This window comes from Streptomyces sp. NBC_01017 (genome assembly GCF_045162795.1).
In the GTDB taxonomy this organism is placed as follows: Bacteria; Actinomycetota; Actinomycetes; order Streptomycetales; family Streptomycetaceae; genus Streptomyces; species Streptomyces machairae.
In genome coordinates, this window is sequence record NZ_CP108683.1 from 9,072,796 (window position 1) to 9,086,914 (window position 14,119).

Here is a 14,119-nt window from a genome sequence, read left to right on the forward strand (position 1 = left end):
AGTCTGACACCGGCCGCGGTGATCTGCGAACGCAGCGAGGGCCTGAGGATGACCAGGAGCAATACGGAGGAACAGGAGTAAATCTAGGGCAAAAAAGGCAGATATGTCCGGGTCATCCATGTATGCGATTCTGGTGGGGGAGCGACCGGGGCGGCGGGAGGTGCCCCGATCTCCTCCGGCACCTCCGGCACGGACGGGAGGTTGGTTGCGGACATGCCTCATGACGGCCGTGCCCGGACCGGAGTTTCGGCCCCGGGGGCATCCGAGGTCGGCACCGCAGACACCGGTTCACCGCCAACGGGGTCGCAGGCCGCCACGAGCGACCGGGCCCTGACGTTCGCCGGAGCGGCGCTGGCGGCCGTCTACGCGCCCAATGCCGGCGACGGCGAGCTTCAGCTGCTGGAGACGGCCGGGGGCGCCACTCCCGAGTACCGGTTGCCCGAGCGGCTCGCCCTGTCGGGCGGATCGGCCGCGGCACACGCCTTCCGCACCGACCGTCCGCTGTGGCTGAACGCCGCGGCCCTCGCCTCCTACCCCGTCGGCGCCCCCACCCCGCCGCGAGCGAGGGCGGCGTCGCTCGGCGCGCTGCCCCTGGAGAGGGAAGGCATCCGGCTGGGCTGCCTGGTCGTCGTGGGGGCCTCCGCGGACGGCTTCGACGCCGGGCAGCAGCGCTTCCTGGAGCGGTACGCCGACGCGCTCGCCGGTCTGCTGCAGGCCGAGTCGGGCCGGCCCGCGGCCTCGGGCCTGCTCAGCCGTGCCCTGCGGAATCTGCGTGTCGGCTCCTTCGTGCTGGAGCCGGACACCGGACTGATCGAGGCGGACGGGACCCTGCTCGAACTGGTCGGCACGACCGCGGACGACTTCGACGGCAAGGCGGACACCCTCCTCGCGCACGCCCTCCCCGAGGACATGCCCGCGCTGATGTCGGTCCTGGAGCCGTCCGCCCAGACGCCCGGCCGGCGGGAGCTGGAGTTCCGGGTCCGCTGCCCCACCGGTGAGATGCGCTGGCTGAGCCTGATCTGCCGGGTCGTACCGCACACCGACGACCGGCCGGAGCAGGTGCTGGGCGTGGTCACGGCCACCTCGGTCAAGAGCCGCAGCGCCGACGACGTCTCCCGGATCCAGTGGCTGACCGCCGCACTCGACGACGCCGCGACGGTCCGCGACGTCGGCCGGGTCGCGGTAACCGCGCTGCGCGAGCCCCTCGGCGCCGACCGGGTGGCGCTCGCCGATGTGCGCGAGGACCGCCTCGTCGTGACCCTGCTCGACCCGCCGCAGCCCGACGCCTGGCCCGACCTGTGGCGGGCCCAGTGGCGTTCCGAGTGGCCCGACGCGCCGGTCGGCGCCCTGCCCACCCTGCAGATGGCCCTCCAGGACGGCCGGATGGATCTGTGGCCCGCGGGCACGGCCCTCGAACCCGGACTCGCGGGCATCGGCGCCGGCGGCCTGGCCGTCCTGCCGCTCCCGGCCAAGGGCCGGGTCACCGGCGTGTGCCTCGTCGGGTGGGAGCAGCCGCACGAGTTCATCCCCGAGGAGCGGTCCCTGCTGACCGCCACCGCGGCGTTGATCGGGCAGGCCCTCAAACGGGCCCACGCCTACGACGCCGAGCAGGAACTCGCGACCATGCTGCAGCGCAGTCTGCTGCCCCGTCGCCTGCCCGAACTGCCCGGCGGAACGGCCGTCGCCCGCTATCTGCCCGCCAGTCGCGGGCTCCAGGTGGGCGGTGACTGGTACGACGTCATCGCCCTGTCCCAGGACCGGGTGGCGCTGGTCATCGGCGATGTGCAGGGGCACAGTGCCGCCGCCGCGACGATCATGGGCCAGATGCGTACGGCGGTCAGGGCGTACGCCGTGGAGGGCCACCCGCCCGACGTGGTCGTCTCCCACGCCAACCGTCTTCTGGTCGGCATGGAGACCGACCTGTTCGCCACCTGCTGCTATGTCGAACTGGACATGGAGGAGGGCAACACCCTGTTCGTGCGGGCCGGGCACCTGTCACCGCTGCTGCGCCACGCCGACGGCGCCACCGAGGAGGTGCAGGTCGAGGGCGGGCCGCCCCTGGGGATCCTCGCCGAGGCGGACTTCCCCATGACAGCGGTCGCACTGACCCCCGGCTCGGTGCTCGCCCTGGTCACCGACGGCCTGGTCGAGGCCGCCGATCTGCCCCTGGACGTCGGCATGGAGCGGACGCGCAGCGCGCTCGCCGCGGCCGACCCGGCGGATCCGGCGCGGATGGCCGACGCGCTGCTCGGCGACATCGGCCGGCGTGAGGACGACGTGGCGCTGTTGCTGCTGCGCTACGACGGCATGCGGACCCGGCCGATCCGGTCCAGCTGGGTGGTGTGGCGGCTGCCCGACGCGGTCATGCACGCCCGCCGCTTCACCGCGCGCACCCTGCGCAAGTGGCACGTCCAGGAAGCCGCCGACGCGGTGCTGCTCGTCGTGTCCGAACTGGTCACCAACGCCCTGGTGCACACCCAGGGTTCGGTCACCCTCGACCTGATGCTGCGCGGCGACCGGGTACGGGTCAGCGTGAGCGACGCCTCGCCGCGGGCTCCCGCCAAGCCGGTGATCGTGGACTGGGAGTCGACCGGCGGCCGGGGCCTGCTCCTCGTCGAAGCGGTGTCGGACTCGTTCGGCTCGGTGCCGGTGGCCGGCGGGAAGCAGGTGTGGAGCGAGGTCACCGTGCCGCGGCGCGAGCCCGCTCCCGCCGACTCGAACCTCGCAACGGAACGGGGCGAGCTGCCATGAGGACCCGTACGCTGCACGTCGTCGCGGCGCTCGTCGTGGGATTGCTGACGGTGCCCCTGGCGGCCTGCGGCGGAGACGACGAGGCCGGCGGCGCGGACAGCTTCATGGTCGGCCTGCTGCTCCCGAACCGGGTCACTCCCCGCTGGGAGCAGTCCGACAAGCCGTTGATCGAGCAGCACCTCAGGCAGCTGTGCCCCGGCTGCACCATGGTGTACGCCAACGCCGAGAACGACGCGGCGCGGCAGCGGGAACAGATGATCTCCATGATCACCAAGGGGGTCGAGGTCCTGATCCTCGACCCCGCCGACAGCAAGGCGCTGCGCTCCCCGATCCAGGAGGCGCGCAGGGCGGGTGTCCCGGTCGTCGCGTACGACCGGCTCGCCGAGGGCCCGATCTCCGGCTTCGTCAGCTTCGACGGCGACCAGGTCGGCCGGCTGCAGGGCGAGGCGATCCTGAAGGCCATGCGGGAGAGGCGCAACGGCAGAACGGTCGTGATGATGAACGGCGATCCGAGCAGCGCCAACGCGGCGTGGTTCCGCAAGGGCGCGCTGTCCGTCATCGCGGGCAAGGCCAAGATCGCCAGGTCGTACGACACCGTGGGCTGGAGCCCGGAGAACGCCCACGCCAACATGACCGCCGCCATCTCCGCCCTCGGGGCGGACCGCATCAGCGGTGTGGTCGCGGCCAACGACGCCATTGCCGCGGGCGTCGTCTCGGCCTTCAAGAACGCCGGTGTCCGCGAACTTCCCCCGATCACCGGGCAGGACGCCGACCTCGAGGCCGCGCGGCGCATCGTCGCCGGCGAGCAGTACATGACCGTGTACAAGCCGTTCGAGAAGGAGGCCGCCGCGGCCGCCGCCATGGCCGTCGCCCTCGGCAACGGAGAGGGGGCCGACGAGGTCTCGACGACGACCACCGACAGTCCGACGCACCAGGACATCCCGTCCATCCTGCTCACGCCGCGAGCGGTGACGGCAGCAAACCTCAAGCAGACCCTCGTCGACGGCGGCCTCTACACCACCCAGCAGATCTGCACACCCAGGCTCCGCTCCGCCTGCGCCGCGCTCGGACTCACCGGGTGAGCCGGGCTGGTCGGTGCGACGGGCCGGGCGCAGCATGGAGATGAGCGACCAACGGAGGTCAGCCATGAAGACCCGAGCCTCGGACTACGACCGCTGGCTGTACTCGCACACCCCTTCCCAGGCCGAGGGCGAACGCGATGAACCGGCGGAGCGCGCGGCCGTCGAGCAGCACCCCGACGTCCCCAGGACCGAGCCGTCCCAGGCCGAGGGAGAACGGGTGGACGACTTCAGGACCCCGTGATCGCCGGTCGGCGGTCAGCCGTGTGCGCTTGGGCGCACCCTCGCCGAAGGTGGCTGCCCCAAGGCCCGTTCACCCGCGCCGAGTCCATGTGGGTGTCCAGATCTCGCCGCCCGGTGGGTCCCGGCGGACCGACGTGAAGTGCTCCCGGAGGGCGGTGAGGGCCGGATGCGGGTTGTCGGCGCGCCAGAGGAGTGAGTGCGGGTAGACCGGTGTCGGGTCGCGCAGCGCGATGAGCCGCATGTCGTACCCGGCGGGCCGGACGAGAGGCGTCTGAGTGCCGAGGAAGGTCGCCAGTGTCGGGGAGGCCGCGATCGTGTCGATGAGGGCCTCGACCCCGAAGTTGGGGCCGGTGGCCTCGATGGTCAGCCCGAAGTCCGCGGCCAGCGCCTCGTAGTACGCGGTCCACTCCGCGCCGGGGACGTTGCCCGGCATCCAGATCCGGTGGCCCGCCAGCTGAGCGGGGGTGACCGCCGAGGCGCCGGCGAACGGGTGCGCGGGGCCGGTGAACAGGTGGAGCGGCTCGTCGTGGACCGGAGTGATCTCGATGCCGTCGGGGATCCGCTGCCCGGGCATCGTGACCGCGCGGAACGTGGCGTCGATGACGCCGTCCCGGACGGCCGCGACGGCCTCCTCGGAGCCGGGGAGGATCACCACGTCCAGGGCGACCGAGGGATGGGCGCGGTGGAATTCGCGCAGCACCCCGGCCAGCGAGACCCGTCGGCCGACGACGTCGACGCGCAGGGCACGGCTGCCGGGACGTACCGAGGATCTCGCCCTCTCCTCGGCCTGGATCAGGGTCCGGGCATGGGCCAGGAACGCCTGCCCGTCGATGGTGAGCTCCGCGCCGCGCGGTGTGCGGGTCAGCAGCCGCACACCCAGGTCCCTCTCCAGCGTGGCGACCCGCTTGGAGACGGCCTGCTGGGTGAGGGCCAGGTCGACGGCGGCCTTCTGGAACTGGCCGGCGTCCGCGACGGCGACGAAGGTGCGTACGGCGTTGAGATCCACAGCCGCCAACCTAGCCGCGCACCCGGATCCGGGCTCGTACGGATCGGCGCCATGGTGGTACGCGGACGCGGCACCGTGGTCGGGGTGCGCTGCGCTCCCGGTCAGGCCCGCGTCGTCGCGACCGCGCTGGCGCGCCGCCCCGAGTGCGTCTTCGCCCACGTGCTGACCGGGAGCTGGGACTGCCTCGCGGAGGTGCAGTGCCCCCGCGACCGGCTCGCGGGACTGGTCATGGACGAACTCCCGGGCCCGCCCGGCGCGCCCCCGTGAGTACCGCCGCCCCCGCGTCGGCCGACTGTTGCCCCCGTCCGACGGTGTCGGCGAACTCTCGCGCGCCGACCGGCTGTTGGTGAACGCCCTGGCCGAGGACGGACGGTGCACGTACGACGAACTGGCGCGGGTGTCCGGGGTGTCCGAGGCCACCGCCGGCCGCCGGCTGGGCGCGCTGCGCCGGGAGGGCCGCGTCCGCGTCCGGGCCGTCATCGAGCCGGTGCTGCTCGGGCTGCCGGTGGAGGCCGTGCTGTGGGTGCGTGCCGTTCCGGCGGCGGTCGACTCGGTGACGGCGGCGCTCGCCGGGTCGCCGCACGTCCGGTACGTCAGCTTCGTCACCGGCGAACGCCAACTGCTGGTCCTCACCGCGTTCCCGGACGAGGCGGCCCTCCACGACTTCGTCACGCGCTCCCCGTGGTGCGCGAGGCGGTGTCCGTGGACTGTCCGCCTCGCAGTCCCTGCACGACATGTTCTGCGCTGCCACCGATGACCGTCGTCGGCTCGACAAGTCGTTCACACTGATGAACATGGCTCACGTGGGTGTACAGCACCGTGTCCGCCGTGCAACGCTCGGTCAACTCCGCTCTCCCCTTGACCAGTTGGAGGAACCGGCATGAGCGTTTCCCGGCGGACGGTGCTGGCCACGGCGGTCGGCGCCGCAGCGATTGGCGCCTCCTCGACACCCGCCACGGCCGCGGACGTGAACGCCGGCCGGGCGCCGGCACCGACCCTGCGCAAACTCCGCGCGGCGGCCGACTACGCCGTCGAGAAGCTGCACACCGTCGCACCGACCGTGACCGCCTTCCCCGTCGGCACGAAGTTCGAGAAGTGGACCTACTCGCAGAACGGCGACTGGGTCGGCGGGTTCTGGCCGGGCACGCTCTGGATGGCGTGGCTCTACAGCAAGGACGACACCTTCCGCACCCAGGCGCTGGCCTCCGCGCAGAAGCTGGCCCCGCGCCAGTACGACACCGGCACGCACGACCTCGGCTTCCTGTTCTACCCGTCCTGGGTCACCGCCTGGCGGCTGACGGGCGACGAGGCATGGCGGACCGGTGCCGTGCGGGCGGCCGACTCCCTGATCCAGCGGTACAACCCGCGCGGGCGCTTCATCAGAGCGTGGGGCGCGCTGAACGACCAGGGGAACGCCGGCCGGGTCATCATCGACACGATGATGAACCTCGACCTGCTGGCGTTCGCGAGCGGCCGGACCGGCGACGACAAGTACCTGGACATCGCAGTGGAGCACGCGAAGACGGCTCAGCGGGTCTTCCTGCGCCCGGACGGATCGACGCCCCACGTCTACGACTTCGACCCGAAGAGCGGCGCCGCGATCGGCCCGAACACCGTGCAGGGGTACAGCCCCACGTCCTGTTGGTCGCGCGGTCAGGCGTGGGGGCTGTACGGGTTCACCACGATGTACCGCCGCACCGGGAACGCCGAGTTCCTGGCCACCGCCCGCAGACTCGCGGACTTCGCGATCGGGGCGCTCACCCCCGACCACGTCCCGGTGTGGGACTATCGCGCGCCGCAACAGCCGTACGACATCAAGGACGCGTCGGCCGGGGCGATCATGGCGTGCGGACTGCTCGACCTGTCCGCGGCCACCGGCAGGCAGGCCTACCGCGAGGTGGCGCTGCGGCTGCTCACCGCGCTCGCGGAGACGTGCCTGACGAGGAACTCGGCCCGCGCGGAAGCGGTGGTGGCCCGCTGCACGCGCAACCGGCCGGCCGAGGACGGGATCGAGGTCTCCCTGCCGTACGCCGACTACTACCTGTTGGAAGGCATCTTGCGGGTGTTGCAGCCGCAGGACGTCGACCGCGCGATCGACCTCTCCGGGGTCTGAACCGGCGGGCCGGCGGTCACCCCGCGATGGAGTCCAGCTGTTCCGCCGCCGGGCGCAGGGCCCACAGGTCGCCGCCCGGCGGCTCCTCCAGCAGCGGAACGGCTCGCTGTGCCCGCCGGTCCCCGGCGTCGGCGGCCGCGTGCACGACGTCGGTCGCCGCGTACCGGTGGAACTCCATCTCGGGGTGCGGCCAGGCGGCTGCTCCCGTCGCCGCGGGCAGCAGATAGTCCACGGCCTTGAACAGGCTCTGCCCGTCAGGTCCTCGGTAGGCCCACAGGTTCACACCGACGTGCCGGCCGATGGCCGCGAGCCGGGTGTAGGCGACCAGGTCGAACGTCGAGTAGTGCCAACTCCTGGTCCGGGTCAGCTCCTGCGGCTGGCTGCCGTCGGACGCGATCTGCGGCGCGATGCGCTTGCTCCGGGCGTCCAGGACCGTGCGGCGGGCCAGGTCCTCGTCGCCGGTCGCGTAGGCGAGGGCGGCGAGCTGCATGTCGTAGAAGGTGCCGTGGTTGTTGGTGGCCGCGGCCTCCTGCTTGCCGAAGTCACTGTTCCTGAGCCAGTCCCGGAAGGCGGTGTTCCACCGCGTCATGCCGGTGCGGTCCTTCGCGGTCCAGCCGGGAGCGCCCGCCTGAAGCAGGGCGAGTGCGTCGAGGACGCTGGTGTACGACTGCGAGAAGTCGATGATGCCGATGGCGCGGCCGTCGTACTTGCACGGAATGAACTGGGCGTGGTCCAGGTTCGGGTTCATCCTCGTGGCCGGATCGAGGAACCAGGTCCGCAGCACCTGCCCGGCCTTCTCGGCGTACCGCTTGTCGCCGGTGTAGTACCAGGCGAGCGAGAGGTCGTAGCTGGAGTCGAAGGTCTTCTCGACGTCCTGGCGGTCGGTGCCGGAGTCGACCTCCGGGTTGCGCTCGCCGTCACGTTGCACATACGGGCAGCCCCACGGGTTGTCCGGGGTCGGGGCCTTGGTCGGCCACCAGTACGGCGCCTGACTGAGGTAGTCGTGGACGTCGCCGCCGGGCGCGGGCCGGGGCTTGTCGACGACCGTCCAGGGGCCCTGGTCCAGCCATCTGTCGGCGCGTGTCCGCAACGCCCGGAGTGCCTGCCGGAGTTGGGGGTCACCGCGGTCGAGGCGGATCTTCGTCTGGTGCAGACGCTGACCGTCCAGGACGGCGGTGTGGGGGATGCGGGGCGCCCGCTGTACCTCGGCCGGAGCCGAGGCGGCGGGGGCGGCGCCGGTGGTGAACGCGGCCAGGACCGCCAGCAGGACACCCAAGCGGGAGCGTGCAGTCATGATCCACTCCTTGACCGATGAGAGGGTTCATGCATATGAACAATGTTCATGTCTGTGATGGTGTGAGCATGCCACGGCGCCCCGCTCCGCGAAAGGGGTCGCGCCACGGTTTGTCGGGCCCTTGACCGCCGTTCGGCTCTCCCTGATGCTGTGTTGCGACGTACGAGATGTGTGCCGTAATGAGCAACATCTGATTCCGGTCTCGACCAGCCGAGGAGTGGCCATGACGCACCAGGTCCGTGCTGTCGTCGCGCGGGGCAAGGGTGCCCCCGTCAGCCTGGAGACGATCCTCGTGCCGGACCCGGGCCCGGGCGAGGCGCTGGTGAAGATCGAGGCGTGCGGGGTGTGCCACACCGACCTGCACTATCGCGAGGGCGGCATCAACGACGACTTCCCCTTCCTGCTCGGCCACGAAGCCGCCGGTGTCGTGGAGTCGGTGGGGGAGGGCGTCACCGATGTCGCGCCCGGCGACTTCGTCGTCCTCAACTGGCGTGCGGTGTGCGGGCAGTGCCGGGCCTGTCTGCGCGGCCGGCCGTGGTACTGCTTCGCCACCCACAACGCGAAGCAGAAGATGACCTTGCCGGACGGCACCGAGTTGTCGCCGGCGCTGGGCATCGGCGCGTTCGCGGAGAAGACGCTGGTGGCGGCGGGACAGTGCACGAAGGTCGACCCGGCCGCGTCGGCGGCCGTGGCGGGCCTGCTGGGCTGCGGGGTGATGGCGGGCATCGGCGCTGCCATCAACACCGGCAACGTCGGCCGGGGTGACTCGGTCGCCGTCATCGGCTGCGGAGGCGTCGGGGCCGCGGCGATCGCGGGGTCCGGCCTCGCAGGCGCGGCGAAGATCATCGCGGTGGACATCGACGACCGCAAGCTGGAGACCGCCAGGAAGCTGGGCGCGACGCACACCGTCAACTCCAAGGACTCCGACGCGGTCGAGGCGATCCGTGAGCTGACCGGCGGATTCGGCGCCGACGTCGTCATCGAGGCGGTCGGCCGCCCGGAGACGTACAAGCAGGCCTTCTATGCCCGCGACCTCGCCGGCACGGTCGTCCTCGTCGGTGTCCCGACCCCGGAGATGAAGCTGGAGCTGCCGCTGCTGGACGTCTTCGGACGCGGCGGCGCCCTGAAGTCGTCCTGGTACGGCGACTGCCTGCCGAGCCGGGACTTCCCGATGCTGATCGACCTCCATCTGCAGGGCCGGCTGCCCCTGGACGCCTTCGTCACGGAGACCATCGCGCTGGACGACGTCGAGAAGGCCTTCGAGCGCATGCACCACGGCGACGTCCTGCGTTCCGTGGTGGTCCTCTGATGGCGGCCCGCATCGAACGCCTCGTCACCTCGGGGACGTTCTCCCTGGACGGCGGCACCTGGGACATCGACAACAACGTGTGGATCGTCGGCGACGACACCGAGGCGATCGTCATCGACGCGGCCCACGACGCCGGGGCGATCGCCGAAGCCCTCGGGGACCGCACCTTGCGGGCCATCGTGTGCACCCACGCCCACAACGACCACATCGACGCCGCTCCCGAACTCGCGGAACGCACCCGGGCCCCGGTCCTGCTCCACTCCGACGACCTGCCGCTGTGGAAGCAGACCCACCCCGACCGGATGCCCGACGGCGACCTGTCCGACGGCCAGGTGCTCACAGTGGCCGGCATCGAACTGACCGTGCTGCATACGCCGGGCCACGCCCCCGGCGCGGTCTGTCTGTATACGCCGGACCTGACGGCGCTCTTCAGCGGCGACACCCTGTTCGCCGGCGGGCCGGGAGCGACGGGGAGGTCGTACAGCCACTTCCCGACCATCGTCGAGTCGATCCGGGAGCGGCTGCTGACGCTGCCGGGCGACACCGTCGTGCACACCGGGCACGGGGAGACCACGACCGTGGCCGCGGAGGCCCCGCACCTCCAGGAGTGGCTCGACCGCGGCTTCTGACCGCCCCCCCCGGATGGTCCTCGTACGGCGCCCGTTCCACCTGTTTCCGCAGGTGGTTCGGGCTTTTCGAGCTGCCCGGAAATCGCGTGAACGGCCTGTCCGAACGAGCCCCATGGATGCCTTGACAACGCTTCCGGGCGGCCTTCAAACTGGCGTTGCGCTCATCGCAATCCGTTTCGCTATACGCACCGAGGTGTCATGATGATTCCCGCGTGCCGTCTCGTGGATCTCCCGCGAGGCGAGGCCCTCCGGCTCGATATCGATCCGCCGGTCTCGGTGTTCCACACCGACGATGGCGAGCTCTTCGCCATCGACGACACCTGCACCCACCAGGACGCGTCGCTCGCCGACGGCTGGCTGGAGGGCTGCGAGGTGGAATGCCCGCTGCATGCCTCGAAGTTCGACCTGCGTACCGGCGCGGTCGACGCCCCGCCGGCGAAGCTTCCGGTCCGGACCCACGAGGTCGTCGTCGAGGACGGCGTGGTCCACGTCCGGCTGTCCATGGACGCCCCCAACCTGCCGCCCTGCATCGCAGCCCGGCTCGCCGGGGGAGTCGCGTGAGGACGGTGGCCGTGGTCGGCGCCTCGCTCGCCGGTCTGTCGGCGGCCCGCTCCCTGCGCAAGCAGGGCTACGACGGACGGCTGGTCGTCATCGGGGACGAGCTCCACCGCCCCTACGACAGGCCCCCGCTGTCCAAGGAGTTCCTGGCCGGCACCCTCGGCGAGACGGAACTCGCGCTGGAGACGGACGACGAGGACCTGCGGGCCGAGTGGCTGCTCGGCACCCGTGCCGTCGGACTCGACCGCACGGAGCGCACCGTCCGGCTCGCCGACGGACACGAGGTGCGCGCCGACGGAGTGGTCCTCGCGACCGGTGCCGCGGCGCGTACGCTGCCCGGCTCCGAGGGCCTGTCCGGGGTGCACACCCTGCGCACCCTGGACGACGCCCGCGCCCTGCGCGACGAACTGGCCCGCGGCGGACGCCTGGTGGTGATCGGCGGCGGCTTCATCGGGGCGGAGGTCGCCTCCACCGCGTACGCCCTCGGGCTCGACGTGACCGTGGTGGAGGTGGCGCCGACACCGCTCGCCGGACCGCTCGGCGAGACCATGGGCGCCGTCGTCTCCGCGCTCCACGCCGACCACGGCGTACGGCTGTTGTGCGGTGTGGGCGTCAAGGGACTGAGCGGGGAGACCCGCGTCGACGCCGTCCTGCTGGAGGACGGCCGCAGCCTCCCCGCCGACATCGTCGTGGTCGGGGTCGGCGCGAGTCCGTGCGTGCGGTGGCTGGACGGCTCCGGCGTCGAACTAGACAACGGCGTCAAGTGCGGGGCGGACGGCCGTACCAGCCTGGCCGGTGTGGTCGCGGTCGGCGACTGCGCCAACTGGTACGACCCCCGTGCGGGCTTCCACCGCCGGGTCGAGCACTGGACCGGTGCGCGGGAGCGCCCCGACGCCGCGGTCGCCGCGCTGCTGGCGGGGGGTGCGGTGGCACCGGGTGTGCCCCGGCCGCCGTACTTCTGGTCCGACCAGTACGGCGTGAAGATCCAGTTCGTCGGGCATGCGGCCGGCGCCGACAGCGTGACCGTCGAGGCGGGCGCCCCGGGCGACCGTGACGTGCTCGCCGTCTACCGGCGTGCCGGGGACCCGGTCGCCGTGCTCGGGATGAACCAGCCGCGCCTGTTCACCCGCTGGCGCAAGCAACTCGCCGCGGCGATGTCCTGACCCCGCCCCTGAGACATCACCCCTCCACGACGTTCTCCGAGGAGTGCACCGTGACCTCGACCAGCCTGCCGGACAGTCTGATCGCCACTCTCCCCGGCTCCTCCTACACCGATCCGGTGATCTTCGCCCAGGAGCAGGAGCGCATATTCGAGACCATGTGGTTCTGCGTCGCGCGCGCGTCCGACCTCGCGAAGCCCGGCGCCTTCCGCACCTTCGACGTGGGCCGCGAGAGCATCCTCGTCACCCGGGCGAGGGACAACGGCATCCGCGCGTACTTCAACGTGTGCCGGCACCGCGGAGCCAAGCTCTGCACCCAGGAGTCCGGCGAGGTCAAACGGGCCTTCCAGTGCCCGTACCACGCCTGGACGTACGACCTGAACGGCAAGCTCGTCGCGGCACCCAACCTCACGAAGATGCCCGACGTCGGCCGCACCGAGTACGGCCTGGTGAGCGTGGCCGTACGTGAGTGGCTCGGCTATGTGTGGGTGTGCCTCGCGGAGAACCCGCCCTCCTTCGAGGAGGAGGTCATCGGTGAGATCGTCGCCCGCCTCGGCGACGTCGAGGCGATCGAGCGCTACGACATCGACAGCCTCTCCGTGGGCCGGCGGATCGTCTACGACGTCCGGGCGAACTGGAAGCTCATCATCGAGAACTTCATGGAGTGCTACCACTGCGCCACCATTCACCCCGAACTCACCGAGGTGCTCCCGGAGTTCGCGGACGGTTACGCCGCCCAGTACTACGTCGGACACGGCGCCGAGTTCGGCGAGGACGTCCAGGGCTTCACCGTCGACGGGTCCGAGGGCCTGGACCGTATCCCCGGGGTCGCACAGGACCAGGATCGCCGCTACTACGCGATCACCGTCAGGCCGCAGGTGTTCATCAACCTCGTCCCCGACCATGTGATCTTCCACCGGATGTATCCGGTGTCCGTCGACCGCACGATCGTCGAGTGCGACTGGCTCTACCTCCCGCACGTCGTCGAGAGCGGCAAGGACGTCAGCCGGTCCGTGGAACTCTTCGACCGGGTCAACCGCCAGGACTTCGACGCGTGCGAACGCACTCAGCCCGGCATGAGTTCCCGGCTGTACGCCAAGGGGGGCGTGCTGGTGCCGAGCGAGCACCACATCGGTGCCTTCCACGACTGGGTGAACGAGCGTCTCGGCGTCCCCCGGTCGTAACCGGCGGGTCAGCCCAGGTAGCCCATTCGGTGGCTGATCTCCTCGGCGCCCTTGAGCAGCACCGGGGAGAGCTCGTGCAGACGCTCCTCGGTGAAGCGGTAGGCGGGCCCGGAGGCGCTGAGGGCCGCGACGACCTCGCCGTCCCGGTTGCGGACCGGTGCGGCGATGGCGTGCAGGCCGATCTCCAGCTCCTCCAGGGTGAAGGAGTAGCCGCGCTCGCGGGCCTCGGCGAGGTTCTTCTCGAGCTTGGTCTTCGCGGTGATGGTGTTCGAGGTGACCTTCTTCATGCCCGTGGTGGACAGCAGCGCGGCGCGCTCCTTCGCGGGCATGTGGGCCAGCAGGATCTTGCCGCTCGACGTGGCGTGCAGCGGGGTCAGCTGGCCGACCCAGTTGTGCGCTGTGATCGCGCCCGGGCCGCGAACCTGGTAGAGGTTGATCGCGTAGTGCTCCTGCATGACGGCGATGTTCACCGTCTCGCCGAGCTCCTCGGCGAGACGTTCGCAGACCGGACGACCCTGCTGGGTGATGTCGATACGGCCGGTGACCGCGCCGGCCAGCCGGACGATGCCGAAACCGAGCCGGTACTTGCCACGCTCGCCCGCCTGCTCCACCAGACCGCGCGCCTCCAGGGCGCCGAGCAGGCGGAAGGCGGTGGACTTGTGCACATCGATCTCGGCCGCGACCTCGCTGACGCCGGCTTCACCACGCTGGGCGAGGATCTCCAGCACGCTGATGGCACGATCCACCGACTGGACCCCGCCGGCCTGCGAGTTCGACGTTTCCGTGTCCATGC

The 14,119-nt window shown here is 71.3% G+C and carries 14 protein-coding genes; 11 read left to right on the plus strand and 3 right to left on the minus strand.

What is annotated here, in order from left to right; all coding sequences use genetic code 11:
* The first annotated feature begins 213 nt into the window (after positions 1-213).
* From OG331_RS41705 to OG331_RS41715, 3 genes are all read left to right on the plus strand, one after another.
* Entirely contained in the window at positions 214-2,751 is a 2,538-nt protein-coding gene (locus OG331_RS41705; protein WP_406206786.1) for a SpoIIE family protein phosphatase, read from the plus strand.
* Positions 2,748-3,833, plus strand: a complete 1,086-nt coding sequence (locus OG331_RS41710) for a sugar ABC transporter substrate-binding protein (protein WP_406206789.1) — start codon at positions 2,748-2,750, stop codon at positions 3,831-3,833. Before OG331_RS41705 ends, OG331_RS41710 begins: the two co-directional genes overlap by 4 nt.
* 64 nt (positions 3,834-3,897) lie before the next feature.
* Positions 3,898-4,074 carry a hypothetical protein gene (locus OG331_RS41715; protein ID WP_362379010.1) on the plus strand — a complete coding sequence of 59 codons (177 nt, stop codon included), beginning with the start codon at positions 3,898-3,900 and terminating at the stop codon, positions 4,072-4,074.
* A gap of 69 nt (positions 4,075-4,143) precedes the next feature.
* Here the strand turns inward: OG331_RS41715 and OG331_RS41720 are convergent, their stop codons facing one another.
* The gene (locus tag OG331_RS41720; RefSeq protein ID WP_406206792.1) at positions 4,144-5,079 is read right to left on the minus strand and encodes a LysR family transcriptional regulator; all 936 of its coding nucleotides are present in this window, start codon (positions 5,077-5,079) and stop codon (positions 4,144-4,146) included.
* Between the two features lie 51 nt (positions 5,080-5,130).
* Between OG331_RS41720 and OG331_RS41725 the strand changes: the two genes are divergently transcribed.
* From OG331_RS41725 to OG331_RS41735, 3 genes are all read left to right on the plus strand, one after another.
* Positions 5,131-5,346, plus strand: coding sequence for an Lrp/AsnC ligand binding domain-containing protein (locus tag OG331_RS41725; protein ID WP_406206795.1), 216 nt, complete (start codon positions 5,131-5,133; stop codon positions 5,344-5,346).
* Positions 5,347-5,374: 28 nt separating this feature from the next.
* A complete protein-coding gene (locus OG331_RS41730) occupies positions 5,375-5,836 on the plus strand; it encodes an Lrp/AsnC family transcriptional regulator (protein WP_406206798.1) in 462 nt (153 codons plus the stop codon).
* Positions 5,837-5,959: 123 nt separating this feature from the next.
* Complete coding sequence (locus OG331_RS41735; protein WP_406206801.1) at positions 5,960-7,192, plus strand: glycoside hydrolase family 88 protein; 1,233 nt, start codon at positions 5,960-5,962, stop codon at positions 7,190-7,192.
* 16 nt (positions 7,193-7,208) lie between these two features.
* Here the strand turns inward: OG331_RS41735 and OG331_RS41740 are convergent, their stop codons facing one another.
* Positions 7,209-8,486 (minus strand): alginate lyase family protein, encoded by a 1,278-nt coding sequence (locus tag OG331_RS41740; RefSeq protein ID WP_406206802.1) that lies wholly within the window; start codon positions 8,484-8,486, stop codon positions 7,209-7,211.
* Positions 8,487-8,709: 223 nt separating this feature from the next.
* Between OG331_RS41740 and OG331_RS41745 the strand changes: the two genes are divergently transcribed.
* The 5 genes from OG331_RS41745 to OG331_RS41765 all read left to right on the plus strand — a co-directional run bounded on the left by OG331_RS41745 (position 8,710) and on the right by OG331_RS41765 (position 13,326).
* Positions 8,710-9,795 carry an S-(hydroxymethyl)mycothiol dehydrogenase gene (locus tag OG331_RS41745; RefSeq protein ID WP_406206805.1) on the plus strand — a complete coding sequence of 362 codons (1,086 nt, stop codon included), beginning with the start codon at positions 8,710-8,712 and terminating at the stop codon, positions 9,793-9,795.
* Positions 9,795-10,424, plus strand: coding sequence for an MBL fold metallo-hydrolase (locus tag OG331_RS41750; RefSeq protein ID WP_406206808.1), 630 nt, complete (start codon positions 9,795-9,797; stop codon positions 10,422-10,424). The genes OG331_RS41745 and OG331_RS41750 overlap by 1 nt, the downstream gene beginning before the upstream one ends.
* Positions 10,425-10,622: 198 nt before the next feature.
* Positions 10,623-10,985, plus strand: a complete 363-nt coding sequence (locus OG331_RS41755) for a bifunctional 3-phenylpropionate/cinnamic acid dioxygenase ferredoxin subunit (protein ID WP_406206811.1) — start codon at positions 10,623-10,625, stop codon at positions 10,983-10,985.
* Positions 10,982-12,145, plus strand: coding sequence for an NAD(P)/FAD-dependent oxidoreductase (locus OG331_RS41760; protein ID WP_406206814.1), 1,164 nt, complete (start codon positions 10,982-10,984; stop codon positions 12,143-12,145). Before OG331_RS41755 ends, OG331_RS41760 begins: the two co-directional genes overlap by 4 nt.
* 50 nt (positions 12,146-12,195) lie before the next feature.
* The gene (locus OG331_RS41765) at positions 12,196-13,326 is read left to right on the plus strand and encodes an aromatic ring-hydroxylating dioxygenase subunit alpha (protein WP_406206817.1); all 1,131 of its coding nucleotides are present in this window, start codon (positions 12,196-12,198) and stop codon (positions 13,324-13,326) included.
* An 8-nt stretch (positions 13,327-13,334) separates the two neighbouring features.
* Here the strand turns inward: OG331_RS41765 and OG331_RS41770 are convergent, their stop codons facing one another.
* Positions 13,335-14,117 carry an IclR family transcriptional regulator gene (locus tag OG331_RS41770; protein WP_406210653.1) on the minus strand — a complete coding sequence of 261 codons (783 nt, stop codon included), beginning with the start codon at positions 14,115-14,117 and terminating at the stop codon, positions 13,335-13,337.
* Positions 14,118-14,119 lie beyond the last annotated feature (2 nt).

What these genes read in the sequence shown, in the direction of transcription:
- OG331_RS41705 (WP_406206786.1), top strand. Translation starts at nt 214, where the DNA reads ATGCCTCATGACGGCCGTGCCCGGACCGGAGTTTCGGCCCCGGGGGCA.
- OG331_RS41710 (WP_406206789.1), top strand. Translation starts at nt 2,748, where the DNA reads ATGAGGACCCGTACGCTGCACGTCGTCGCGGCGCTCGTCGTGGGATTG.
- OG331_RS41715 (WP_362379010.1), top strand. Translation starts at nt 3,898, where the DNA reads ATGAAGACCCGAGCCTCGGACTACGACCGCTGGCTGTACTCGCACACC.
- OG331_RS41725 (WP_406206795.1), top strand. Translation starts at nt 5,131, where the DNA reads ATGGTGGTACGCGGACGCGGCACCGTGGTCGGGGTGCGCTGCGCTCCC.
- OG331_RS41735 (WP_406206801.1), top strand. Translation starts at nt 5,960, where the DNA reads ATGAGCGTTTCCCGGCGGACGGTGCTGGCCACGGCGGTCGGCGCCGCA.
- OG331_RS41740 (WP_406206802.1), bottom strand. Translation starts at nt 8,486, where the DNA reads ATGACTGCACGCTCCCGCTTGGGTGTCCTGCTGGCGGTCCTGGCCGCG.
- OG331_RS41745 (WP_406206805.1), top strand. Translation starts at nt 8,710, where the DNA reads ATGACGCACCAGGTCCGTGCTGTCGTCGCGCGGGGCAAGGGTGCCCCC.
- OG331_RS41750 (WP_406206808.1), top strand. Translation starts at nt 9,795, where the DNA reads ATGGCGGCCCGCATCGAACGCCTCGTCACCTCGGGGACGTTCTCCCTG.
- OG331_RS41755 (WP_406206811.1), top strand. Translation starts at nt 10,623, where the DNA reads ATGATGATTCCCGCGTGCCGTCTCGTGGATCTCCCGCGAGGCGAGGCC.
- OG331_RS41770 (WP_406210653.1), bottom strand. Translation starts at nt 14,117, where the DNA reads ATGGACACGGAAACGTCGAACTCGCAGGCCGGCGGGGTCCAGTCGGTG.